The organism is Bartonella sp. TP, assembly GCF_030406085.1.
In the GTDB taxonomy this organism is placed as follows: domain Bacteria; phylum Pseudomonadota; class Alphaproteobacteria; order Rhizobiales; family Rhizobiaceae; genus CALTWN01.
Genome location: NZ_CP129002.1, coordinates 635391 through 661610, shown reverse-complemented (window position 1 = coordinate 661610; position 26220 = coordinate 635391). Strand labels below are relative to the sequence as shown.

At 39.7% G+C, this 26220-nt stretch carries 23 protein-coding genes, 1 tRNA gene and 1 pseudogene; 6 read left to right on the top strand and 19 right to left on the bottom strand.

Annotated elements, in window-relative coordinates; all coding sequences use genetic code 11:
• Positions 1–2: 2 nt before the first annotated feature.
• The 12 genes and pseudogenes from sdhD to QVL57_RS03230 form a co-directional block, all read right to left on the bottom strand.
• Complete coding sequence (gene sdhD / locus QVL57_RS03285; protein WP_290077392.1) at positions 3–389, bottom strand: succinate dehydrogenase, hydrophobic membrane anchor protein; 387 nt, start codon at positions 387–389, stop codon at positions 3–5.
• Between the two features lie 22 nt (positions 390–411).
• Positions 412–813, bottom strand: coding sequence for a succinate dehydrogenase, cytochrome b556 subunit (sdhC, locus tag QVL57_RS03280; protein ID WP_290075695.1), 402 nt, complete (start codon positions 811–813; stop codon positions 412–414).
• 133 nt (positions 814–946) lie between these two features.
• Positions 947–1312 (bottom strand): annotated as a pseudogene (gene rplS / locus QVL57_RS03275) (50S ribosomal protein L19); the annotation flags it as partial.
• Positions 1313–1441: 129 nt separating this feature from the next.
• A complete protein-coding gene (gene trmD, locus QVL57_RS03270; protein ID WP_290075694.1) occupies positions 1442–2134 on the bottom strand; it encodes a tRNA (guanosine(37)-N1)-methyltransferase TrmD in 693 nt (230 codons plus the stop codon).
• A gap of 8 nt (positions 2135–2142) precedes the next feature.
• Positions 2143–2646, bottom strand: coding sequence for a ribosome maturation factor RimM (gene rimM / locus QVL57_RS03265; RefSeq protein WP_290075693.1), 504 nt, complete (start codon positions 2644–2646; stop codon positions 2143–2145).
• A gap of 11 nt (positions 2647–2657) precedes the next feature.
• Entirely contained in the window at positions 2658–3059 is a 402-nt protein-coding gene (gene atpC / locus QVL57_RS03260) for an ATP synthase F1 subunit epsilon (protein WP_290075691.1), read from the bottom strand.
• A gap of 19 nt (positions 3060–3078) precedes the next feature.
• A complete protein-coding gene (gene atpD / locus QVL57_RS03255) occupies positions 3079–4521 on the bottom strand; it encodes a F0F1 ATP synthase subunit beta (RefSeq protein WP_290077390.1) in 1443 nt (480 codons plus the stop codon).
• Between the two features lie 114 nt (positions 4522–4635).
• Complete coding sequence (locus tag QVL57_RS03250; protein WP_290075690.1) at positions 4636–5514, bottom strand: F0F1 ATP synthase subunit gamma; 879 nt, start codon at positions 5512–5514, stop codon at positions 4636–4638.
• 40 nt (positions 5515–5554) lie between these two features.
• A complete protein-coding gene (gene atpA / locus QVL57_RS03245; RefSeq protein WP_290075688.1) occupies positions 5555–7105 on the bottom strand; it encodes a F0F1 ATP synthase subunit alpha in 1551 nt (516 codons plus the stop codon).
• Positions 7105–7728, bottom strand: coding sequence for an ATP synthase F1 subunit delta (gene atpH / locus QVL57_RS03240; protein WP_290075687.1), 624 nt, complete (start codon positions 7726–7728; stop codon positions 7105–7107). The genes atpA and atpH overlap by 1 nt, the downstream gene beginning before the upstream one ends.
• Positions 7729–7765: 37 nt before the next feature.
• Positions 7766–9955 (bottom strand): primosomal protein N', encoded by a 2190-nt coding sequence (locus tag QVL57_RS03235; RefSeq protein ID WP_290075686.1) that lies wholly within the window; start codon positions 9953–9955, stop codon positions 7766–7768.
• A 64-nt stretch (positions 9956–10019) separates the two neighbouring features.
• A tRNA-Gly gene (locus QVL57_RS03230) sits at positions 10020–10094 on the bottom strand.
• A 134-nt stretch (positions 10095–10228) separates the two neighbouring features.
• Between QVL57_RS03230 and holA the strand changes: the two genes are divergently transcribed.
• Positions 10229–11278: a DNA polymerase III subunit delta gene (gene holA, locus QVL57_RS03225; protein WP_290075684.1), complete on the top strand. Its 1050-nt coding sequence runs from the start codon at positions 10229–10231 to the stop codon at positions 11276–11278.
• A 3-nt stretch (positions 11279–11281) separates the two neighbouring features.
• On the opposite strand, the gene QVL57_RS03220 is transcribed toward holA, so the two are convergent.
• The 5 genes from QVL57_RS03220 to hemC all read right to left on the bottom strand — a co-directional run bounded on the left by QVL57_RS03220 (position 11282) and on the right by hemC (position 16171).
• On the bottom strand, positions 11282–12127 hold the full coding sequence (locus QVL57_RS03220) for an aminotransferase class IV (RefSeq protein ID WP_290075682.1): 846 nt from the start codon (positions 12125–12127) through the stop codon (positions 11282–11284).
• Positions 12120–13481 (bottom strand): hypothetical protein, encoded by a 1362-nt coding sequence (locus QVL57_RS03215; RefSeq protein WP_290075681.1) that lies wholly within the window; start codon positions 13479–13481, stop codon positions 12120–12122. The genes QVL57_RS03220 and QVL57_RS03215 overlap by 8 nt, the downstream gene beginning before the upstream one ends.
• Positions 13481–14449, bottom strand: coding sequence for a hypothetical protein (locus QVL57_RS03210; protein ID WP_290075679.1), 969 nt, complete (start codon positions 14447–14449; stop codon positions 13481–13483). The genes QVL57_RS03215 and QVL57_RS03210 overlap by 1 nt, the downstream gene beginning before the upstream one ends.
• Before the next feature lie 62 nt (positions 14450–14511).
• Positions 14512–15246: a uroporphyrinogen-III synthase gene (locus QVL57_RS03205; RefSeq protein WP_290075678.1), complete on the bottom strand. Its 735-nt coding sequence runs from the start codon at positions 15244–15246 to the stop codon at positions 14512–14514.
• Entirely contained in the window at positions 15212–16171 is a 960-nt protein-coding gene (gene hemC / locus QVL57_RS03200) for a hydroxymethylbilane synthase (RefSeq protein ID WP_290075677.1), read from the bottom strand. Before hemC ends, QVL57_RS03205 begins: the two co-directional genes overlap by 35 nt.
• 70 nt (positions 16172–16241) lie before the next feature.
• On the opposite strand from hemC, the gene tsaD reads away from it, so the two are divergent.
• The 4 genes from tsaD to QVL57_RS03180 are packed head-to-tail and all read left to right on the top strand — an operon-like array spanning position 16242 to position 19326.
• Entirely contained in the window at positions 16242–17327 is a 1086-nt protein-coding gene (tsaD, locus tag QVL57_RS03195) for a tRNA (adenosine(37)-N6)-threonylcarbamoyltransferase complex transferase subunit TsaD (protein WP_290075675.1), read from the top strand.
• Positions 17324–18298, top strand: coding sequence for an NAD(P)H-dependent glycerol-3-phosphate dehydrogenase (locus QVL57_RS03190; RefSeq protein ID WP_290075674.1), 975 nt, complete (start codon positions 17324–17326; stop codon positions 18296–18298). Before tsaD ends, QVL57_RS03190 begins: the two co-directional genes overlap by 4 nt.
• Before the next feature lie 22 nt (positions 18299–18320).
• Entirely contained in the window at positions 18321–18737 is a 417-nt protein-coding gene (locus tag QVL57_RS03185; protein WP_290077379.1) for an EVE domain-containing protein, read from the top strand.
• Between the two features lie 4 nt (positions 18738–18741).
• Positions 18742–19326 (top strand): hypothetical protein, encoded by a 585-nt coding sequence (locus QVL57_RS03180; protein WP_290075673.1) that lies wholly within the window; start codon positions 18742–18744, stop codon positions 19324–19326.
• Here QVL57_RS03180 and QVL57_RS03175 read toward each other — a convergent pair.
• Positions 19323–19904, bottom strand: a complete 582-nt coding sequence (locus QVL57_RS03175; protein ID WP_290075672.1) for a TlpA disulfide reductase family protein — start codon at positions 19902–19904, stop codon at positions 19323–19325. The two genes, QVL57_RS03180 and QVL57_RS03175, sit on opposite strands and share 4 nt — an antisense overlap.
• Positions 19905–20115: 211 nt before the next feature.
• Here QVL57_RS03175 and lysA point away from each other — a divergent pair, with 211 nt between their 5' ends.
• Entirely contained in the window at positions 20116–21393 is a 1278-nt protein-coding gene (lysA, locus tag QVL57_RS03170; RefSeq protein WP_290075671.1) for a diaminopimelate decarboxylase, read from the top strand.
• A 27-nt stretch (positions 21394–21420) separates the two neighbouring features.
• On the opposite strand, the gene QVL57_RS03165 is transcribed toward lysA, so the two are convergent.
• A complete protein-coding gene (locus QVL57_RS03165) occupies positions 21421–26160 on the bottom strand; it encodes an NAD-glutamate dehydrogenase (protein ID WP_290075670.1) in 4740 nt (1579 codons plus the stop codon).
• Positions 26161–26220: the final 60 nt, after the last annotated feature.

The window sequence follows — 26220 nt, the reverse complement described above, 5'->3', positions numbered from 1 at the left end:
GGCTAGCCCCCAAAATTAATTTTCAACACCGAAATTATACAAGCTATAGCTATAGCCCAGCAAAACATAATATTCAAGATCAGCAAAAAAGCACGCAGAGCATGCTGCGGCACATAATCTTCTATTATAACCTGTAAACCAAGTTTCATATGATAAATACTTGAAACAATCATAAGCAACATTAATACCGCTATCATAGGGCAAGCTAAAACATTATGTACCGTAGTATAATCTCTACCTAGATACTTCACCAATAACCAAACAAAAAAGATAATTAAAGGTATATTTGCCATAGCCGTTAATCGTTGCAACCAAAAATGGCCACTACCAGATCTAGCAGCTCCCAAGCCCGCAGCTTTTGCTAAAGGTGGTCTAAAATCTTGTTTCATTTCTTGCATTCTGCACCTATTTTTAATGCGATAAATAACCCATAAGCCAAATGAAAATTGTTACTATAATTGAAATATATATAGTAGCAGTAGCAGTTTTTGTGGCTAAATGTTTTTCTAACAAATTAGGCTTTACATCCCAAATCAGATGCCTTATTCCGCCAACGGTATGATGCACTAAGGCAAGACTATATAGAAATAAAAATATTCTAACGATAATATTCTGGCTAAAAGAAGAAATTATGTTAAAAGCCTGTGCATTGTAGGCCAAAGCAATAAGCCAAGCCGCAAGCAAAATTGTACCAGCGTATAAAGCTACGCCCGTTATACGATGTGCTATAGACATAGCCATTGTTATAGGCCAACTATATATCTGTATATGAGGGGAAGTAGGACGCGCAGCAGTTATATTCACATTCTTCATATTTACCCCATCTTAATTCATCTTCTATGGCTTATAATAACAAACAAATACCCTACGTCAAGTACTGTTTGCCAGAGCCAAAATAAAGGGCGGTAAACCCGCCCCATTTTATTTATTAACCACGAGGCTTAGTTTTACGCGAATCTTGCTTTTCTGCAATACGTGCAGCCTTACCCGTTAAACCACGTAAATAATAAAGCTTTGCGCGGCGTACACGACCACGACGTAAAACTTCTACCGATTCAATAAGCGGCGTATAAACTGGAAAAACACGCTCAACACCTTCGCCATAAGAAATTTTACGCACTGTAAAGGTTTCCTGCAAACCGCCACCTTTACGAGCTATGCATACACCTTCATATGCCTGCACACGAGTACGCGTACCTTCAGTTACTCTAACTGAAACACGCAATGTGTCACCTGGTTGAAAATCTGGCAATTTACGTTTTTCTTCAATTTTTGCCTGTTGCTCAGCATTTATTTCATCAATAATATTCATGCTATCCCTATCTTTTATTCTCAAACAGCCAGAGCGCTCTATATCACTTTAGATACCAAAATTATGGCAGAGCGTATTCACCGTTTATTAGTTTACAAGCTTTTTTCCTTATTACCTTATTATAATGCTTTAAGCAAGTAATTTTTTATGCAATCGCCATAGGTCAGGACGGCGCTTTCTTGTTAATTTAGCTGCTTGTTCATAACGCCATTTTTCTATTTCTTTATGATTACCGTTCAACAACACTGATGGCACTTCTATATTTTCAAAAATACGTGGCTTAGTATAATGAGGATATTCTAGCAAATGATTTTCAAAACTTTCGGTCTGCGCTGATTGCATATTATGCATCGTCCCCGGCAACAATCTTATGATACTGTCTAATATTGCAAACGCAGCTGCCTCTCCACCTGAGACTATAAAATCTCCTATAGAGATCTCTTCTAAAGAACGCTGATCTATTACTCGCTGATCAACCCCTTCAAACCTACCGCAAATCAAAGTAAAAGCAGGCAATTTTGCCATAGCTTTTGCATCAAGCTGCGTAAATCTTCTTCCACGCGGACTTAGTAAAAATTTTGGCCCTTCATCAGCTATAGAATCTATGGCTTTTGCCAAGATATCAGCCCGCAAAACCATACCAGCCCCACCACCAGCTGGCGTATCGTCCACAGATTTATGTTTATCTTGTGCAAAATCCCGAATATTCACCAAATGCAGCTGCCAAGCGCCAGACTCCAAAGCTTTTCCAGCCAGCGAAAAATTCAAAAAACCAGGAAACATCTGCGGATATAAAGTAACAATATTAATTTTCACGCCCATAAGCCAACCTAAAGCTCCATATAAAGCAACGCATCTGCTGACATTGTAATAATTTTTTTACTTACATCTATCTCTGGAATCAGTTGTTTCTTAAAGGGTAACAAAAAACTTTTGCCTGCTAGATCAAAAATTTCTAAAATCTCGCCAGCTCCAAAATTATGAACAGCCTTAACTATACCATAAATTTTCTGTTGCTCATCAACCAGCTGCATGCCAATCAATTCGCTATAATAAAACTCTTCTAGCTCTAATTTAGGCAATTGCGCTGTCTTAACAAACAACTCAGTACCGATTAAGGTCTCAGCACAAGATCTATCAGTAATGTGCTTAAATTTAGCTATAATCTGCTTACCTGTTGGCCGCAGCCAATCTATCTCGTAAACTATACCAGACTTATCATAAAAAATATTATAATTAGCTAAATTAACACTAAAGCTTTTTAGCTTAACAGCACCATGAATACCGTGCGCACCGCCTACATAAGCAACCAAAATAGCATCTTGGCTAGACATCACTCGCAACTCTATGTAGTTAAACTATGCTTAAGCGCTGTTAATTGATGCAATAAATCTTCGTGCTTATTATTTTCTGGCGAAAATTCAGACTCCAAAAGTGCTTGTTTCAAAGCCTTTATTCGCTCGTCTAAACTATTGTGATCAACTTCATGCGATAATTCTGCATTATCCACCAGCAGACTAGTTTTATCACCAAGAATCTGCGCGAATCCACCATAGACAACATATTCAACCTTATTCGCCCCGTTGGTTATAGTAACTATGCCTGGATTTACCGTAGTAACAACAGGAGCATGTTGAGGTAAAATCGTCATCTCCCCCTTAGCAGCGGGAAGCACTACGCTGTTTACCATTTCGGAAAAAATCAATTTTTTTGGTGTAACAATTTCAAAAAGAAAGTTTTTTTCCATCAATTAGCCCTTTTTATCTTTATTTTGCTTCAGTTTCTAGCCGCTTTGCTTTTTCAATAGCTTCATCAATAGAACCTACCATATAAAAAGCAGCTTCTGGCATATTATCATACTCACCATCACACAAAGCTTTAAAGCTTTTAATTGTATCTTTTAAAGCAACCAATTTACCTGGAGCCCCAGTAAAGACCTCAGCCACATGGAAAGGCTGCGATAAAAAGCGCTCGATTTTACGAGCCCGCGCTACAACCAACTTATCCTCGGCAGATAATTCATCCATACCAAGAATAGCTATAATATCTTGCAAAGCTTTATAGCGCTGTAAAATCGTCTGCACTTTTCTTGCAACATCATAATGCTCTTGCCCTACAATTATAGGATCTAAGATACGAGAAGAAGAATCCAGTGGGTCCACCGCAGGATAAATACCTTTTTCTGCAATAGCACGCGATAAAACTGTTGTAGAGTCTAAATGCGCAAAAGAGGCCGCAGGAGCAGGATCCGTTAAATCATCAGCAGGCACATAAATAGCTTGCACAGAAGTAATAGAGCCTTTAACAGTAGTAGTTATTCGCTCTTGCAGGGCTCCCATATCTGTAGCCAATGTTGGCTGATAGCCCACAGCTGAAGGTATACGACCTAATAAAGCTGAAACTTCTGAGCCAGCTTGCGTAAACCGAAAAATATTATCTACGAAGAAAAGCACATCTTGTCCCTGATCACGAAAATGCTCTGCTATAGTAAGACCAGACAAAGCTACGCGAGCACGCGCGCCAGGAGGCTCATTCATTTGTCCATAAACTAGTGCACATTTAGAGCCAGCCACCGAGCCATCATGTTCTTTAGGATTCACATTAACATGCGATTCTATCATTTCATGATACAGATCGTTCCCTTCCCGCGTTCTTTCGCCAACACCTGCAAACACAGAATAGCCGCCATGAGCTTTGGCTATATTATTAATCAACTCCATAATTAAAACGGTTTTACCAACACCGGCACCGCCAAAAAGACCAACCTTACCGCCTTTAGAATATGGAGCCAACAAATCTATAACTTTAATACCAGTTTCTAAAATCTCTAATGCCGTAGATTGTTCAACATAAGGCGGGGCTTCTTGATGAATAGAACGCTTCAGCTCTGTTTTTATTTCACCAGCTTCATCTATTGGTTCACCGATAACATTCATTATCCGACCCAAGGTAGCTTCTCCCACTGGCACCATTATAGGCGAACCTAAATCGCGCACTTCCTGCCCGCGCATCAATCCCTCGGTTGTATCCATGGCAATTGCACGCACAACATTTTCTCCCAGATGCTGCGCTACTTCTAAAATCAGCTTTTGGCCATTATTTTCTGTTTCTAGAGCATGCAAAATCGCTGGCAAGGCCCCAGAAAACTCTACGTCGACAACGGCGCCAATAATCTGCTGAATATGCCCCAAAGATGCTGAATTTTCCATCTCTACTTTACCCTCTTGCTTAATACGGGTTACTGTTTTTCGTGGTTTTTTTACCGTTTCTACAGCTGTATTATTTGTTAAATCTTCAATTTGCACCATTATCCCTACCTTATTTTAAAGAGCTTCTGCTCCAGAAATTATTTCTATTAACTCTGTAGTAATACGAGCCTGCCTTTGCCTATTATAGGTTATAGATAGGCGGCCTATCATATCGCCAGCATTTCGCGTTGCATTATCCATAGCTGTCATCTTAGAACCCATTTCGCCAGCAATATTTTCTAACAATGCCGTAAAAATTTGTGTAGAAACATTATGCTTTACCAAATCTTCTAATAATGCCGCGCGACTTGGTTCATACTCAAAGCTAAAATTCAAGCTAGTTTCAGTTGTAGTTGGCTCTTCCAAGTTTGCTGGTATCAACGGTAATATTTTAGGCTCTTGCTGTATAACAGATTTAAATTGTGAATAAACAAATAAACAAACATCAAATTCTTGCTGCTCAAACCTTGTCAAAATATTTTTTGATATTGCATCAGCTTGTTGATATTGCAAGTTTTTTATATCCCTTAAACTAATATGCTCTAACATTAGCGAGGCAAACTCGCGGCGCAGCATATCAGCACCCTTTTTGCCAATAGTTAAGATTTTAACATCTTTACCAGCGGCCAACAACTCCAGGATTTTCGCCCGCGCTAAGCGCACTATTTGCGAATTAAACCCGCCACATAGCCCACGCTCAGCTGTTGCGATTATAAGCAAATAACGTTGTGGGTTATCTGGCATGCGCAATAAAGCAGGTAAATCCTGTGCTGGCAAATCGTCTGAAATATTAGCTATAAGCTGCACCATTTTAACACTATAAGGCCGAGAGGCTTCTACAGCTTCTTGCGCTTTGCGCAATTTTGCTGCCGCTACCATCTGCATAGCTTTTGTAATTTTCTGCGTTGCTTTTACCGAAGCAATGCGATCTCTAAGATCTTTTAACGAAGCCATAAATTTTATAAAAACCTATATCTATAATTTGCAATAAGACTTACTTTAATGTAGTTTGTGCAGCCAAAAAATTCTCACTATAAGCAGCGATTATCTCGCTAAGCTTATTCTTGAGCTCATCTGTAATTTGCTGTTTTTGTGCTAAATCTGCCAATAAATCTTTATTATCTGTACGCAATTTCAACAACAAACCCTTTTCATAAGCAGCTATATCATCTACAGATATATTATCGACATAACCATTAACACCAGCAAATAAAACCGCTACTTGCTCCTCCATCTTCAAGGGAGAAAATTGCGGCTGCTTTAATAATTGCGTAAGCCTAGCGCCGCGATTTAGCAAACGTTGCGTTGAAGCATCTAAATCCGAACCAAATTGTGCAAAAGCAGCCATTTCACGATATTGAGCAAGTTCACCTTTTATAGAGCCAGCAACCTGCTTCATCGCTTTTACTTGCGCAGCAGAACCAACCCGAGATACAGAAAACCCGACATTTACCGCAGGACGAATGCCCTGGTAAAATAAATTTGTTTCCAAGAAAATCTGTCCATCTGTAATAGAAATAACATTAGTCGGAATATAAGCAGAGATATCATTTGCCTGGGTTTCTATAACTGGCAAAGCTGTCAACGACCCCGCACCATGTTCATCACTTAATTTAGCCGCACGCTCCAAAAGTCTGGAATGAAGATAAAAAACATCACCTGGATACGCTTCCCGCCCAGGAGGTCTACGCAACAACAATGACATCTGACGATAAGCTACAGCCTGCTTAGATAAATCATCGTAACCGATCAAAGCATGCATGCCATTATCGCGAAAATATTCACCCATAGCACAGCCCGCAAAGGGAGCCAAAAATTGCATAGGCGCTGGATCCGAGGCCGTGGCAGCAACAATTATTGAATATTCTAGCGCCCCATTTTCTTCAAGAATTTTTACAAATTGCGCTACGGTTGAGCGTTTTTGCCCAATAGCCACATAAATGCAATAGATCTTTTCTTGCTCTGAGCCTGATTCATGAGCTGGCTTTTGGTTCAAAAAACTATCTAAAAGAATAGCTGTTTTTCCCGTTTGCCTATCGCCTATAACTAATTCACGTTGCCCACGGCCAATAGGAATCAAAGCATCTATCGCCTTAAGCCCCGTAGACATTGGTTCATGCACAGATTTACGAGCTATAATACCAGGAGCCTTAACATCTACCTGCCTATGTTCAGTAGCCTCTATTGGCCCCTTACCATCTATCGGATTACCAAGAGCGTCTACTACGCGGCCCAAAAGCCCCTTGCCCACTGGCACTTTAACTATATTATTGGTTCTTTTTACCGTAGAGCCTTCTTGTATAGTTTTATCAGAACCTAAAATAACCACCCCAACATTATCTGACTTTAAATTAAGCGCCATGCCTGGAACGCCACCTTCAAACTCAACCATTTCGCCAGCCTGTACATTGTCCAAGCCGTATATTGTAGCTATGCCATCGCCTACTGAAATCACTTGCCCGACTTCTGAAAGCTGAGCCGATTGTTCAAAATTTGATATCTGTTCTTTTAAGATTTTAGAAATCTCAGACGGTTTTATTTCCATCAATTGCCCTCTTTTAATGCCAATTTAAGCGATGATAATTTAGTTAAAAGCGATGTATCTATTTGATATGAACCAAACTTGACAATAAAGCCACCCAAAAGCGATGTATCTATTTTTATATCAAGCAGGATCTCTTTTTTAAACAGCGTTTTCAGCAACGTTACAATTTGTTGTTTTTGCTCTATTGTTGGATCGATTGAACTACGCAATTCAACTTTTGCTAAGTTTTGTTGATCTAACATCAAAGCTTCAAAAGCCTTGGCAATATCTGCCAACGTGGCCAATTTGCCATTAGTTACTAAAAGCTTTAAAAAATTAGCAAATACAGAATATGAAGCATCCGCATTATTGGCTGCACCAAGTTCACGCAGCATGGATTCAATCAAGCTAGTTTGCTCGGCTTTACTATAAAATGAAGCGGCTAAAGCCTTTACCAGCACAGGGTGCTCCGCAAAAGCGCTAGACAATAGACGCAATTTCTCGTGCACAGAATCCAATATACCAGCTCCATGCGCTATGTCAAACAGGGCTTTAGCATAGGGCTGGGCCATTTTTGATAGTTGCGTCATTAAACTAAAATTCTTTCCTCTAGCTTCACATTTACTAGCTATGAGGTTTATCATAGTAGCATATGCTGCGCAATAGTTTCAAAACTGTTTTTTAAAAAAAACTATGGGGATTGATATCAATTTGTATTTTTATACTATTCGGCGCTTTTGGTACAATTGCTAACCATTGACGCAAAAATTGCTGAAGATTCACATTCTTAGCAGCTTTAATAAGCAATCTATATCGATATTGGTTACGTATCATAGCAAGCGGCGCTTGGGCTGGACCTAATACCGAAATATCGCGCATAGCAGGGGCTTTTTGCCGTAGAATACGGGCATAATCTTGTGTTGCTTGATTATTTACACCACTTATTATTAGAGCCGCTAATTGGGCAAAAGGCGGCATGGCGGCCTGCAACCGCATAGCAATTTCCTGAGCATAAAAACTTTCTTTATCGTTTTTTAAAATCGACTGTATAACAGGATGTTGAGGACTATAGGTTTGAATTATACCATGGCTTTTTGCACTTTGTCTGCCTGCTCGACCTGTTACCTGTACCAAAAGTTGATAACTACGCTCTGCAGCACGTAAATCACCATTGTTCAGTCCGATATCAGCGTCTATAACACCAACTAAACTAACTTTGGGAAAATTATGCCCTTTGCTTATCAATTGCGTACCTATTATAATATCCACTTTTCCAGCACTTATATCCGCTAATTGCTGCCGCATAAGCCCTATGCCACCAATCATATCTGTGGAAAGAATCATAAGGCGAGCTTGCGGCAATAATTCTTGCACCTCTTCCGCTATGCGCTCTACGCCACCGCCAAAAGCCACTAATTGCTCAGCATTATGGCATTGGGGGCAAGCTTTAGGTATGTTTTGACTAAACCCACAGTGATGGCAAAGCAAAGCTTTATGAAATTTATGCTCGATTAAAAATGCTGAGCAATTAGGACAAGAAAAGCGATAGCCACAAGAACGACATAAAGTTATCGGTGCATAGCCACGTCTACCCAAAAATAAGATAGATTGCTGCTCTTTTTTTAAATTATCCATTAGGGCTGAAACCAAAGGCGGCGCCAAAAATCGATTGCGCGGCAAAGCAACCCTATTCATATCCACTAAACTTAATTGCGGCAAGCGCGCCTTGCTGTATCTTTCTTTTAACTCAATAAGTTTATATTTACCACTATTAACATTCACCACCGTTTCTATTGATGGGGTAGCGGAGCTCAAAATTATCGCAAAATTACCAAATTTAGCTCGAGCTACGGCCATGTCTCTAGCATTATAAAATATATTTTCTTCCTGCTTATAAGAAGAATCATGTTCTTCATCGACGATAATTAGCTGCAAATTTTTAAATGGTAAAAAAAGCGCAGACCTAGCACCGATTAATACTTGTATATGACCTAAAGCAACTTGATGCCAAATAATTTGGCGTTGTTTTTTTGTTAAACCAGAATGCCAAACCGCAGGGGTAGCTCCAAATCGCTCTTTAAAACGTGCTAAAAATTGTTGTGTCAGCGCAATTTCTGGCAATAATATCAGTATTTGACTATTATCTTTGAGCTTTTGCGCCACAGCTTCAAAATAAACTTCTGTTTTACCAGAACCAGTAATACCACTTAATAAGATAGCGGCAAAATTTGGCTGGGTAACTATAGCGCATAATTTTTCTACAGCATCTTCTTGCTCAGCAGAAAATTTCGTAACAGAGTGAAGAGGCAAAAGCTTAGTAGGCAAAGCAAGTTTTTTTTCTTGCCGCAAAAATCCTAATTGCACCAAGCCATTAATCATAGCCATTGAGACTTTTGCCGCTTTTACTAATTGGGATTTCTGCCAAGATTCACGCTCAGCGCTTATAGCTAAAAGTTGCTGACGCTTTGCTGTTAGCTTTAGCACCAGCTTAGCCATTGGCACAAAACTTATATAATCTAACTGCGGCATAACGATATCTGCCGCAAACCCGCGCAATAACATAGTTGCTACTAAGCCTAGCGGCGTAAGCGTATAATTTGCAAAAAATTGTGCAAACGCCATAAGTTCTTCACTCAAACAGATATCTTTATAGATTCTGTTAACAGGTCGTAATTTTAGTTTGGACAATTCCGCCTGAGCTATATGCTGCGTTTCTATAGCTATCGCATTATAATTTTTATTACCAAAAGTAACATTTATAATCGTCCCAGCTTTTATAGTAGCTTGGTCAGGCGGCAAGAGATAAAAATATGTTTTATCTAGCCTAACAGGCACCAAAACTACAATAACTGGAATGGGGGAATTGTTCATAATAAAAGCTCTACACCGCTAAGGATAAATGATGTATAAGCCAGCCTATAGATTAAACATCTATTGGAGCGGGCGAAGGGATTCGAACCCTCGACCCCAACCTTGGCAAGGTTGTGCTCTACCCCTGAGCTACGCCCGCTGAAATTTATCTACGCCGCAGTATAGCCCAGAGAAAAAAGATTGCAAGATTTATTTTATAAAAAACATATTTTTTTATAAAATAAGCGCTTTTCTTGCTATATTTAATGGTAAAAATTCAAAGGATTTAGGCTAGTGCAAAAAAAACCATCTGAGATCAACAATTTTTTAAACGCCTATAATAGCAAATTTAGTAGTTTACTATTTTATGGCCCTAACCACGGCTTAGTTTCTGGCCGAGCGGCAAACTATGCCAGACTCGCCAGCAATGCTTTTAACATAGCTTTAACCGATATACTTAGTACAATAATACTGCACGCCGATGAATTAGAAAGCAACCCGCAGAGATTGTTGGATGAAATACAAACCCTCTCTTTTTTTAACCATAAAAAAATAATTTGGCTAAAGCATTTAAACACCCAGCCAAACCTTACTAAATTGCTTAGCAATTTAGTAACAAGCGAGTTAGTAGATAGTTTATTATTGATAGAGGCTGGCGACCTTAAAAAAACTAATGGCTTACGCATCAAAACAGAGAGCTCAGCTTATAGCATGGCTATCCCATGTTTTAACGATGATGCTAACTCGTTAAATGGGCTAATAAATGAGATTTTACAAAAATATAGACTACAAATAGATGCAAGCACACAACAAATTTTATTGCAGCAATTGGGTAGCGACTATCTGCTTTCTAAAAGCGAAATAGAAAAACTCTGCCTTTATTGTGCACACAAAGGACAAATAACAACAGAAGATGTTATAGCAGTTATCAGTAATGTTAGCGCATTTAATCTAACCGAAATAATCGATTATATGCTTCTAGGCAACTTAGCCCAGTTTAATAATAATTTTGAAAAATACATAGCTAGCGGGGAAAGCGCTATAGGTATTTTAAACAGCGCTATCAGACAGCTTAGCCAATTGCAGGCCTTGCGCTATGAATTAGATAATGGACAAAATGCTAATCAGCTTATAGAAAAAATAAGGCCGCCTGTCTTTTTTAAAAGAAAAAAAACATTAGAAACAGCTCTACAGCTGTGGCCGCTTAGCGCTATAAATCGTGCTTTAGCTCTGCTGCAAGAAGCTAATCTGCAATGCCGGCTAAATAATAAGAGCGAAATAATTATTACTCAAACCCTATGTTTGAAATTAGCGCGAGCTATAGCTTCAAAAAGCCGGGCTTAGTTCTTAAATACGACTAACATGCTCTAAATAAGCAGCGCGCAAGATACTAGCCATCGGGCCAAGCGCCCCCGAGCCTATTGTTTTACCATCTAACTGCACGACACCCGCTATAAAACTAGTAGCAGAGCTAATAAAAGCTTCTTTAGCCTGCAAGGCTTCTTCTAGGGTAAAAGGCCGCTCGGCAGTCTTTAGCCCCATTTTTTTTGCCAAATTCAATAGAGTAGCACGGGTTATACCAGGCAAAATTGTACCATCAGCATCTCTAGTTACTATGCAACCAGCAGAATCAACTATATAAAAATTAGCAGAGCTGGCCTCGGTTATATAACCGTCTTTCACTAAAACCACATCATCAAGCCCTTGCTTAACTGCAGCGCTCTTTTCCATAGAAGCAGATAAAAGCTGAGTAGTTTTAATGTCACAATGGCCCCAGCGTACATCTGGTCGAGAAATTAATTTTAACAATTTTGCCTCTAGCAAGACTTGATTTTCTTTAGCCACAGCAAACATAAAATAATTTGGTTGCAGATCCCCTGCGATAACAAAATCGCGGTCTGTTGAACCGCGCGTTACTTGCAGATATACTAAGCCCGTTCTATATTGATTCTGCTCTATTAATTGCCGCGCTGTAGCTAAAAAATCATCTACACTAAACGTAAAATCAATATTCAGGCGGCTTAGCGAATTTCTTAGCCGTTGTAAATGAGCTTGAAAATCTAAAAATTTACCATCAAGGAAACAAATAACCTCGTACACTGAATCAGAAAATAAAATAGACCGATCAAATATTGGAAGGCTAGCCGTAGCTTCGCTTACAAATTTTCCGTTAACATAAGCTAGTTTAGTCATTACTTTCCCCTTTTGATTCTAAAGGCTTTGTAGTAAAATCTTGCATAAGGCTAGTTTTAGCGATTTTTTGCCAAATAACAGCACCTAAAATTTTACTCAATGGCGCCACAGCTTGCCACCGTAATAAAGCCATACCATCCGCACACCAGGCATAATCATATAAAAGCTCTGGCAGATTATAGCTTTTGCCGAGCTTTTCTTTAATTATTTTTGCTAAATTATAGCATCTAGCCAAGGGCTCAGCCTTTATAGCTTTTTCGACATAATCCATTGCAGCGCTAGGGCGGTCCCATTGCAGGGCAGTTTTGCTAAGTGCTAAATAAGAATATACATTTTCTGGTTGCAACTCGGCCAATTTCTGCGCGCGGTCAAATCGGGCTTCTGCTAGCAAATTCTTTTCACCATATATATAAGTCTCAGCTAAATCTGGATGTGCAAATTCTTTCCAGCCAGCTTCACATAATTTTATTGCTTTACGCGCTTCATCACGCTTAAATAAAATTTGGCTATATATATTAATTATATTTATATTTTTGCTGTCTAAGCCATAGGCACGCTGTGCAAATTCTTCTGCCTGTTTTAAGTTATTAGACATCAACTCTTGCGCTCTGGCTATAGAAAATAAAGCCTTGCTATTGTGAAACGCCATAGAACTGCGCATGGATTTGGTGCTAGCCACTTCTATTTCCTGCCATAAATCCTGAGCCAATTGCCAATTGCCAGTAGCTATATAATGCCCCAAAAGATTATTATTTACCCAGCCAATGGTTTTATTAGCCTTAAACAATTCGCGACAATAATTATGCGCCGCTTCTATATCACCCCGCTGCAAAGCAGCTTTATACAGCATATGCAGCCCTATAGCTGCGCTATTTTCGTCTTTCTGCCCAGCCAAATCTTCATAACGTTTCAGGGCAGCGTGGTTTTTTCCCGCTTGTTTTAAAGTTTGCGCCTCAATTAATGGGTAAACAAGCTTATGCAACCCATTTAAACTAGGGCTGTTCTTATGATCTGAAATTGCGCTTAATTTAGCAAATAAATTGTCGGTTCTAGACTTATCGTCACTAATATAAGAAGCTATAGTATCAGTTAGCAAAGTTTCATATTGCTGTTTTTGAGCATTTTTGCGATTGGCAATCAAACGGCGAGGGGCCAAAAACAATTGGCGCAAAAAACTAACAAATAAATATATTACAAGCAACCCAAGAAATAATATACTAATGCCAAATAGGGCAGAAAACTTCCAACTCTTAGCACCAAAGTCAAAAATTATATTAAAATTATAAGCATCTAGGGCAGCAAAGGCCAACCCCAATATTATTATAATAAAAACATAAAGAAATAGCCGAGTCATTACATCGCAACTGGCGGGGTAGAGTTAGCAGGCACAGCCATATGGGTAGTTTCACTTAGCTGTTTTAATATAGACTGCAATGCTGTTTCTGCTCCTATCTTAACTTGTAATTTTGCTGTAAATGCCTGTAGATTTTGCTTCATAGAATCTGGCAATGTTGATAATTCTGCATTGGCTTTGGTATAATTAGCTTGTTTTAAGTAATATTCCACACGCGCCAAAATATCTGCTGGCTGTGAGCCCTGCAAATTACCGCTAGCGTGCCTTACCGTAATTTGCTGCTTTAGCCAATTTAACACTTTTTGACTGCTAGCTGCCTGCGAATCTGCTGCTGAACCCAAACCGATAATGCTATCGCTCTGTGTTCTAAATTCATCTAACAACATTTGTTGATTCGCTATACCAGTAGGCGCATATTGTTCAAAAATATGTAAATTATTTACATTAATAGCGGGGTCATTGCCGCCCAGATTTTTTACCAGGCTTATTTCATTAGTAAAATCATGGCCAGAAGCTATAGTAAATTTCAAATTATTGAAGGCACTTAGCAAAGCAAGCTTATGCAGCTGCAGCAATTTATTCTGCAGCTCTTGCGAGGTAGCTTTTAGCTGCTCTACATTCTGCCGGTCAGCATCTGACAAAACCGTGCCATTTGCTGTAGTTTTTAGCGCGGCAATAGCGCCAGCTTGCTCGGCCTGCTGTTTTAATAAATTTGCGTTAACCGCCTGCAATTGCGTAAGATTTTGCTGCAGCTGATCTATTTTAGCATCTATTGCCAAGGCTCTACCTTCAACAGCTGTTAATCTATCTACACCACGAGAAGCGGTGGTTGCAGCGCCACTAAATAATGGCCATTTATAAGCCGCAAAGCTAGCTATGGCTAGGCCAAATACCGCGGCAATTGCCGTTAAAAGCCATTTTGGTGATGATTTGGATGAAGTTTGTTGTTCTACTTTTAATTCAGTCATAGTGCCCCGCTCAAGTTAGCTTATTATACATAATTTATTCGCTATAAGCAAAATGTCAATTCTTAACTTATTAGGTTAGAGATTAATTCAATAGCGCCACCTTCATCCGGTGTTGCAGACACATAAATATTTTGTGCTAGGTTGTTGGGTAAAGCTTGAGCTATGCGGCTCGAAAAACAAACATACTTCACTTGGGCTGGTAAATATTGAACTATTAATGAGCATAATTTTGCGCTATAATTTGAAGTAAGAAGCACTATAGAAACTGAGCCCAAATAAATTTCACCAATTAATATTTTATTTATATTAGCTTCGCAAGGCACTGTTGCATAAGTTTCTGCCACTCGAAAATCAATGCCCATTTTAAGCCATGTATATTCCAAAGCTTTACGCCGCCGATGGCCGCATAAATATAATAAAGGCGCTTGAATATTTTGATGCGTTAAGATAAATTCATCTAAGTCTCTAACTACCGCGGCAATATTACTGCAACCATAAGCCCTTGCCGTTTTGGCCGTCTCTTGCCCTATACAATAAAATGGCAAATGTGATATCGTCGCTAAATATGTTTTATCTAGATAAAAAAAACTTGCAGCACTAGTAACTATTACATTAACAACACCTTCTATCATAGGCAGCTGCGTAAAATAAGGCCGAATTTCGCTAAGCGGTATAGCAATCGCCTCTAAGCCAATCTGCCGTAAACATTCCAATGTCTTTTGTGCTCTAAGCTTTGGCCGAGTTACTAAAATCTTACCAGCTTTATTCCCAATCTGCAAAAAAATCTGCCCCCGCATATTCAAGCAGTTGCTGCGCTCCTTTGATTCCTATATTATTAGCGATCTCGCACGCATCGGCGAGCATAAGCATTTGTTTTAATGCAAACTCCTCTTTAATTTCAAAGGATTCTTTGCCGTCCACCGATAAAATCATACCGTGAAAATATAATTTGTTATTTTCTATAAAAGCATATGCGCAAATCGGCGTGCGGCAAGAACCATCGAGCTGTTTTAAAAAAGCTCTTTCTGCACTTAAAGCTATATGAGTTTCAAAATGGTCTAGCTTAGACAATAAATTTTGTGTAACCAAATCTACTTGCCTGGTTTCTAGACAAATCGCGCCCTGCCCTGGAGCTGGTGGAAAAGTAGCTACATCCATTATTTGCGTAATATGCTCTGTCAAACCAAGCCGCTGCAAGCCTGATAGCGCCAAAAAAGTTCCTGATATTTGCCCAGTTTGCACTTTTGCTAACCGTGTTTCTACATTACCGCGCAATAAAACGATATTTAAATCTGGACGTAGTTTTTTTACTAAAGCCTGCCGCCTCAAGGCCGAGGTACCAATAGTTGCCCCCGGGGGTAAATCTTCAAACAACACCTTATTATGCGAAATAAAGCAATCTGCCACGGCAGCCCTTTTCATATAAGCCGCAATAATCAGGTTATCTGGCAACAGAGTTGGCATATCCTTAGTTGAATGTACTGCTACATCTATCCTATTTGCTAGCAAAGCATCTTCTATTTCTGCCGTAAATAAGCCTTTGCCACCTATCTGTGCCAAAGAACGATTTAAAATACGGTCGCCCTGCGTGCTCATAGATTCTATCAATATATCGTTAGACGATAAACCATGGGCTGCTTGAAAAGCTAGCTTAACTTCTAAGCTCATTGCCAAAGCTAAGTTACTACTACGCGAACCGATTTTTATAATTTTCCTTTGCATTTCTCTCCCATGATATGTTATTGCATGGTATATTATAATTACACAAAAAGATCAAAGGCTATAGCGTAAAATGCGCATTTTGGGTATAGAGACTAGTTGTGACGAAACGGCAGCTGCCATTGTAGAATGCGATGAAGCTGGCCAAGGACATATCCTTAGCAATATAATTTGGACCCAAACAGAGCACACCACTTATGGCGGTGTAGTACCCGAAATTGCGGCAAGAGCCCATGTAGAAAAATTAGATGAACTTATCTTGCAAGCCTTAAAGCAAAGCAAAAGTAGTTGGCAAGAAATATCTGCTATAGCCGCAACGGCGGGGCCTGGCTTAATTGGCGGGCTTATGGTAGGGCTGGTAACAGCAAAAGCCTTGTGTTTAGCTTTGAACAAACCCTTAATTGCCGTTAATCATCTAGAGGGCCACGCGCTTACTGCACGGCTTAGCCATAATATAGCTTTTCCTTATTTATTATTGCTGGTTTCCGGCGGACATACGCAATTGTTATTAATTAAAGATTTTCAAAATTATGAACGTTTAGGCACAACTATAGATGACGCCTTGGGTGAAGCTTTTGATAAAACTGCTAAGCTATTGGGCTTGGGCTATCCTGGCGGACCAGCTGTTGAAGATAAAGCTCAACAAGGCTGTGCTAGCGCTTATAATTTTCCCCGACCGTTAAAAGGCAAACCTGGCTTCGATTTTTCCTTTTCTGGACTAAAAACAGCTATACGGCATTGTATAGAGCAAGAAAATGTTACACAAACTGGTCTTACAGATAAAAAAATTGCAGATATCTGTGCCTCTTTCCAAACCGCGATATGCGACATATTAAACAACCGAGCACAAGCAGCAATGCTATATTTTAGCCAACAATATACACAAGCAAAGCCAGTGTTTGTAGTAAGTGGCGGCGTTGCAGCAAATCAACAAATACGCAACCAATTGCAAAATTTATGCCAAGCAAATGAATTTGAATTTATTGCACCGCCGCAAAATTTATGCAGCGATAATGCCGCGATGATAGCTTGGGCCGGAGCAGAGCATTTTGCAAGAGGCAATTGCAGCAGCTTAGCTTTCGCCGCAAAATCCCGCTGGCGCTTAGACGAAAATGCAACTATTGCCTTGGGGTCAGGCAAAAAAGGAGCCAAAGCATGAATTATACCATAATAGGCAGTGGCGCCTGGGGCACAGCATTAGCCAATATGATAAGCCAAAAGGATTTTGTAACACAAATATTTGGCCATAATCAGCAAATTATCAACGAAATAAACACCCAACACAGCAATGAAAAATATCTACCCTCTATTAAACTTAGTAGCAAACTTATAGGCTGTAGCGATTTACAACAAGGCCTGCAAAAAGCGCAACGTATTATTTTGGCCGTTCCGGCACAAAGCCTAAGAAGCTTTTTGATTGAAAACAAAGCCATTATTAGCCCTAACCCAGCCCCACTTATCTTATGCGCTAAGGGTATTGAGCGCGAGCAAGGCTGCTTTATGTCACAAATAGTAGCAGAGGTTCTACCCCAACATACAATCGCCGTACTTTCTGGGCCTAGCTTTGCCGAAGATGTGGCCCGCGCACTACCAACGGCCGTTACCCTGGCTTGCCAGGATGTAGCTTTGGCAGAACAATTATCACTAGAATTATCCTCGCATATTTTTCGCTGCTATATTAGTAATGACATTTTAGGCGCACAAATTGGTGGCGCTCTAAAAAATGTTTTTGCTATTGCTAGCGGAGCTGCTGCTGGCTACAAATTAGGCGATAGCGCTGCTGCGGCTTTAATAACTCGTAGTTTTGCTGAAATGCGGCGCATAGGTATAAGCTTGGGCGGCAAGCTAGAAACACTCTGCGGGCTCAGCGGGCTGGGAGATTTAATGCTTACTTGTAATTCTAGCAAATCTCGCAATTATGCCTATGGCTATGCATTGGGCACTAAAACCCCACCTGCTAACAAATTGGTTGAAGGATATTTTACAGCTACCATAGCAGCCAAACTTTGCCGAAAACATAATATTGACGCCCCACTTATATTTGCGGTAGAAAAACTACTAAATGGTACCCGCTCCATTGAAGAAACCTGCAGCATGCTATTAAATAGAACTATTAAAATTGAAGATTAACATGAAAAAAAACATAGAAAATATTAATTACTGGCTATTTAAATCAGAACCAGATTGCTGGTCTTGGGCGCAGCAAAAAGCCAAAGGTAATGAAGGGGAAGAATGGAGCGGCGTTCGCAATTTTGAAGCTCGCAACAATATGCAAAAAATGCGGCTTAAAGATCGTGGTTTCTTTTATCACTCTGGTAAAGAAAAGCGGATTCTTGGCATTGTCGAAATATGCAAAACTGCTCATATAGACAGCACAAGCGAAGATGATTGCTGGTATTGCGTAAATGTATGTGCAATTTCTGAACTGGCCCGCCCAGTCTCTTTAGCGCAAATTAAAGAACACCCGCAATTAGCCGACATGGCTCTAGTAAGGCGCTCTAGGCTTTCTGTTGCGCCTGTAGCCCCACATGAATGGCAAATTATCTGCGAATTAGCGCAAGAATCATAATATCATGTCAACTATCGCCTTATACATTAATGATACTATCTTGCACCGGCTTATCGCTGAACAGCTAAATTATATTGCTGACTATAAGGCACAAGATTACGCCGAAAATACCCAAGATTATGATTTGCTAATAATTGATCTAGACAGTGTTGAGCTAAATAATTTTATACCCAATGCCGCCGCACCAATATTAGCTTTGGCAAATGCTGCAGATATACAAAGCCAAATTGCAAAGCTAGATTTTGAAATAAACGATTATCTTAGCAAGCCATTTCGCCTGACCCATCTTTTAAAACGCATAAGCGAAAGATTAAGCAAAAATCAGCTTTGTTTCAGCTGCGCTAATTATAAATTTTATGCTTCTAAAAATTTATTTATTAATGACAAAGAGCATATGATAAAAATAACGCCAAAAGAGGTCGAAATAATAAGCTATCTCTATCAAGAAAAAGCTAGATTTGTTGGCACAAAAGAGCTTTTGTCTAATATAAAAGGCATACAAGAAATAAGCTTATATCGCTTGCGGCAAAAATTTGGCAACAGCAATATCTTATGCAAAAACAAAGCTGGCTACAGGCTAAATCTTTAAGGCAATGCCCCTATAATCCCCATTAAATTTAATGCTGATTTATTGTCCCATGGCGCTGCACCATTTACCACAGCTATCAAACAATGCTGCTTATTAAATAACAAGCTAACAGGCAAGCCAAAAGCCAGGCTTTTTCTACGTAGGGAATTAAATAACTCACCATCCTTATCCCTATAGGCGGCTAAATTACTTGCTACAGAATTATCAAAAAATTGCCTGATTTTTTCTGTTGTGCTATTATCTATATTAACTGGGATGAGTTGAAATTTTTTTTCTAGCTCATATTTTGCTAAAGCCGCTAAAGCTGGCATTTCCTGGCGACATGGGCCGCACCAAGACGCCCACAGATTTAGCAACACAGCTTTATCGCCCAAAGAGGCCAATTTTACCTCTTGCCCAGCAGGGCTAGTAATACTCCAATCGCCGCCATAAATCGGCTGCTCCAATATACGCATATTAGCAAACGCTGCTTTGCTAAGCGTTACTTTATCCGCAGCAGCCAATGCGCAGCTTGGGGATGTTGCATAAGATGGTGCGGCTAACAAAAAAAATAAAACAAAAGCGACAAAATATGGCATAGCTTTAACCTAAAAAAACTGTTATTTATGACAAGTTTATTATAGAAGAATAAATAAAAGGTAACCTATGGCATTAACTAAACTTTTTCTTGGCCTAAGCTTGGCTGCTGTCCTTTTAGCGGCGTGCGGGCGCGCTGGGCCACCTGTGATAACAAAGCAGCTACAAAACCATAAATTTATCCTAGATCCTTTACTAAATTAGCGCTGAATTATGCAAGATTTTATTTATAATGAACAAGGCGAGCTACTTGCCGAAAATGTTAAAATTAGCGCTATAGCCGCAACTATTGGCACACCTTTTTATTGCTATAGTTCTAGTACTATAAATAAATTATGCAGCTATTACCATGCTGCCTTCAAACCGATAGGCGAATATTTAATTGCCTATGCAGTAAAAGCCAATTCTAATCAAGCTATAATAAGTCAACTTGGTGAACTTGGCTGCGGCGCCGATATTGTTTCGCATGGTGAATTGAAACGGGCTATACACGCAAAAATTAACCCGCAAAAAATTATCTTCTCTGGCGTCGGCAAAAGCATTGAAGAGATAGATCATGCTTTGCAGCTTAATATTGGCTGTTTCAACATAGAATCAAAGGCCGAGCTAGAGTTACTGGCCCAGCGCGCGGCTTTTTTGGCTATTGAAGCACGCATTTCTATTAGAGTTAACCCAAACATTGATGCAAAAACACACCCAAAAATTGCCACGGGCATGTCTCATAACAAATTTGGAATTGAATTGTGCCAAGCATTAGCATTATATGAGTATGCGGCTAAGCTAGCCTATATAAAAATTTGCGGCATAGATGTGCATATTGGCAGTCAAATACGCGATTTAACCCCCTTTGGCGAGGCATTTCATGTCATTAACCAGTTTATTAAAGAATTAAATGCGCATAATATAGAACTTGCCCATGTAGATATTGGTGGCGGCCTAGGCATTGATTATAATAAGCTCGGCGCAGATTTAGAAGATAAAGATAATATCGAGCAATATGCAAAACTAGCTGCAAAATATTTTGCAAATAGTGGTTTAAAGATTATATGCGAACCAGGACGCTCTTTAGTCGGAAATGCTGGCATACTAGTAAGCTCGGTATTATATAGCAAAAAAAGCTATAACAAAACATTCATAATTATTGACGCAGCCATGAATGATTTATTGCGGCCTACTTTATATAACGCTTTCCAGAAAATAATAACGGTACAGCAACAACCAACTAGACCAAAAATACATGCTGATATCGTAGGCCCCGTTTGTGAAACAGGCGACTATATAGCCCAAGATAGAGAAATAGAAATGGTTAACAATGGGGAAATGTTAGCTATTTTAGGTGCTGGCGCCTATGGTGCAGTTATGGCTAGCACCTATAATAGCCGGCTATTGATACCAGAAATATTGGTTAAAGACACGCAATTTGCTATTATTAGGCCAAGGCAAAGCTACCAAGCTCTACTAGAGCTAGACCGCTTGCCGCCCTGGCAATAATAATTATACTTAAGATATTGTAGCAAATTACGTAGAAAGCCCTAATAAATCCCCCATCATAGAAGCTGCTACAACAAAGCGTGAAATATTCAAATCTGCCTCTATTAAAGCATTCATACGTGCCGTTATCGGCTCAATCTCATTATATCGCTGGGTAAGCCAAGCAGATACTGGTGTATCCGTGTCTTTATGATTTTTTACTACATTAACCGTAATTTGGCACAAAGTACGCCCAATAGCGTCCTTTGCTCTCGCCAAAGCCATATCATCATAATAGTCAATTACAGGAATAGCGTTACTGGCCTCTTCAACTTGATCTATTTTAAATATAGTGCTGATTTTGAAATAACTACGGCTAAGTATAGTTAAATCAATATTCTCCTGCACCGACATCAAAACAATATCAGGAATTCTTATAGATATTTGCAAGAAGCTTAATCTACGAGCCAAGCTCGATTCTAACCCCAAGGATATATATTGTGCTTGTTTTTGCTCTAGCACTGCATATAACTCATCTGGCAATATATCTTTAGCATTATCGTATAGATAATTATGGGCTTTTGCAATTTTTTCTACTATTTCGCTTAAACTATATTCATTATTTAAACGAGGATAAAGCTTAACCATATTTAAAAACAGCTCTATAGTCTGCGCTAATTTTACCATTACCTCTTTATATAATCCGTTTTGCACTTGGCCTGGAATAATATTATCTAAAGCATCGATATCTTTAATTAAAGATTCAACAGCAAAACCGTCATGAATAGCGATATAAGCTTTTGCCACTTCAATAATATCTATACCTGCTTTATCAGCTAAACGAAAAGCAAAAATAGCTCCGGTAGAATTGACAATAGCGTTAGCTAAGATAGTAGCTATTATAGGGCGCCGCAATTGGTGACGCTCTATCTCCGCGCTAAATTTGCTTTGCATTAATGGCGGAAAATACGCCAACAATCTTGCATGAAAATAACTGTCGTCCAAAAATTCACTATTTGTAAGCTCATCTTGCAGTGTTAGCTTGGCATAAGCCATTAGCACCGAAAGTTCTGGTCTAGTTAAAGCTTGCCCATGCAACAACCGTTCTTTTAACGCAGTATCTGACGGCAAGATTTCTACTTTGCGATCTAGCCGCCCTTGACGCTCTAGACTAGACATAAAGCGCATTTGTTGCGGCAAATTACGTGTTGCCATATCTTGAGCAAGCGATAATACCAGAGGTTGCCGATAATTATTATACAAAACCAGTGCCGACACATCTGGGGTCATATTTTTCAATAATTCATTTCGCTCTTCCCGCGTAAGCTTACCATTACGCATAGCATTTGCCAAAGCAATCTTGATATTAACCTCTACATCCGAGCAATTAACCCCGGCAGAATTATCTATCGCATCGGTATCACAGCGCCCGCCAGCTATAGAATATTCTATACGACCACGTTGCGTTAAGCCAAGATTCGCACCTTCAGCCACAATCTTAGCACGCAATTGATTGCCCGTAACCCGGACACTATCATTAGCTCTGTCCCCGACTTGCGCATCTGTTTCGCTACTAGAACGAACATACGTACCAATACCGCCAAACCATAACAAATCTACCTCGGCTTTTAATATGGCATTAATTATCTCAAACGGCGTACCTGATTGTTGTTGCAGACCAATCGCGGCAGCGGCTTCTGGCGTTAGTTTTATTGCTTTTGCTGAACGCGAAAATACACCGCCACCTTTCGAAATCTTAGTAACATCATAATCTTGCCAACTAGAACGCTCCATATTAAACAAACGCTCGCGCTCGGCATAACTAGTAGCTATATCTGGGTTAGGGTCAATAAAAATATCTCTATGGTCAAAAGCCGCTATAAGCTTTATCTGTTTAGATAACAACATACCATTGCCAAACACATCACCAGACATATCGCCAACACCGATTACTGTAAAAGGTTGCGTTTGGATGTCTCGGTTAAACAACTCACGGAAATGGCGCTTTACAGCTTCCCAAGCGCCTTTAGCGGTAATGCCCATTTTTTTATGGTCATAGCCCGCCGAGCCACCAGAAGCAAAAGCGTCATCTAACCAAAATTCATGGCTTTGGCTAATAGCATTAGCTGTATCAGAAAAGCTTGCGGTACCTTTATCTGCAGCAACAACAAAATATGGATCATCGCCATCAAGCCGCTTTACATCCTTTGGTGGCTGCACTTTGCCCGCTACCAAATTATCTGTTATCGAAAGCATGGCATCGATATAGCCTATATAAGCTTGGCGCGCAGCTTCGCTTAATTGCGCTCTATCCGCATTTTGTGGCAATTGATGTGGGTAAAACCCGCCTTTTGAACCCACAGGCACTATCACCACATTTTTTACTTGCTGGGCTTTTACCAAACCCAACACCTCGGTACGATAATCTAATGGCCGATCAGACCATCTAATACCGCCGCGCGCTACAGGGCCAAAACGCAAATGTACGCCCTCTACCAACATGCCATAAACAAATATTTCGCGATATGGCTTAGGTTGCGGCATGCCTTCAATCAAGCGTGGATCAAATTTAATAGCTATAATAGAGCGCAATTCACCATTTTCTTGGCTAGCAAAAGCATTGGTGCGTTGGCTTGCTTCTATAAGACTTACATAACGTCGTAAAATTAAATCATCATCCAAATTAGGCACACTCTGCAAGGCTTCTTCTATCTTACTACGCAATTGCTCTATTTTAGCTTTGCTTTGCTCAGAATCTAATTGCGGAGCAAATTTTTGATAAAACATTTCATATAAATCGCGTGCAATATTACCATAAGCATCCAGGGCATTTGCCAAATGCTTCTGAGAATAAGCTATGCCTATTTGTTGCAAATAACGCCCATATATCCGTAGAATCAATACTTCTCGCGGTGCCAATTTTGCCGACTGACATAATTTATTATAAGCGTCATCGTCAATTTTTTCTGCCCATGCTTGCTCAAAAGTCGCGTTCAGCAACGCAACATTTTCTAGATCTACTTTAGCCTGATTACTGCGCTGCAATTGCATAGAATGCATATAAATCAACTGATCATTCTCATCCAACAATTCAAATGTCTGCTCATTTATTACTGTAAAACCCATATTTTCTAACAGAGGCACACGCTCAGATAACATAAGGGCAGTTTGTCGGTGATATAATTTTAAACTAACCTTATTTTCTTCTTGCTCAGCAGATCGATAAAACTGTACGAATAATGGTTTTTCTGCATCAAGCTCTAAAATATGCCGCGCATCTTCAAGAGCAGCTTTGGCGTCAAAACTATCGCGATAGATAGGCGGGAACTTTGCCGCCAAATGCACGGTCGGATCTTCAGCACCGGATGAGCCAGCTTCGGTTATCAGACTTTCGTTCCAGCTGCGAGTAATGCTAGAGATAGCTTTTTCTAGCGTTTCTCTTTCTATTTGCGGTGCTTTAGTTGCAGCATTACGGTGAATAATATAATGCAAACGTGTTATGGCTGTGTCCATAAAAAATGAACTATATTCGTAAAAATCGCCCCCATAAACTTCTAGCAAATACTGACCTAATTTTTCGCAATTGCTTATATTATATTGCGCCTTTGGCAAATATACCAAAGTTGTAACAAAGGATGTCGCATCTACCGGATGGCTTAAAACGCGTAGTCGCGGCCTGTCTACTAGCTCTAGCAACAGGGCAACATTTTCTGCCAATTGTTTGACATCTGTACGAAACATCTCATCGCGTGGATAATGCTCTAAAATATTTAGCAACGCCTTGCCAGAATGATCCTTAACATTATAGCCCAATTGCTTAACAATGATATTCGCTTTATCACGCAAATATGGAATAGAACATACAGCATTCGTATAAGCACTAGTTGTAAACAGCCCAACAATACGCAGAACCGAAGCGGCTTCCTTTTGCGGTTGCAAGATTTTTACATATATATCTTCTAAGCACACAAATTTATGAACTTTTGAACGCTCATCTGCCTTGGTAATAGTTAATAAATTAGCGCCCATAGGCCAGTTCAATTCTTTCGGCAGATCTACACCCAAAAAACTTACAGGATCTGCTAATAATTTATTATCCTCAAGCTTATATTCGCCTAGGCCAAGAAAGGTAAAGTTATTATCAACCAACCACAATAAAAACTCTGCCACAGCCTCCATTTCGCTATCACGCTTAGTTGCCGCCAAATTTTGATAATTAGTTGCTACCTCTTTAACCTTTGTTACCATCGAAGGCCAGGCAGCCACAGCGCGGCTAACAGAGTTTAAAACCTCTTGTAGCTTACCATTTAATTGTTCTTGCGAAGCAATGCTAATATGCTCTACAGCAAATTGCATTAAACTTAATCGATGTTGTTTTTGCTCAGCAAATTGAGCGCTGCTTACTAAAAGACCAGATTCATGCGGTGCTATGTCTAAAATAGGATGAGCTACCATATATAAAGCTAATTTGGAGTCATTTATAGTATTTAAAACTGAATCAAGCAAAAATGGCTTATTTTCATTTACAACTGTTATAACTACTATAGGTTTGCCTTTACGAGAAAGCCCCTCTGTTGCAAAACGTAATATGGGTTTGTCTGTTTTATAGTCCAGCAAGGCGCTAGCAGCTTCTTTAACTAGGCTCAGCTGCTCCTGCTCCGTAAATTGCTGCAAATCCTCTTTAGACACAGCGCCCAGAATTAAAGGCACAAGCGCGGCATAGTCTATTGGCGCATTTCCTTTAATCACTAGCTGTTTTGTGGCTTCAACTACATTATCTATTGACACGGTATATCCCTTTTGCAATTATCTCAAGCTATTCTAATACAAATTATGCTAATGTAAAAT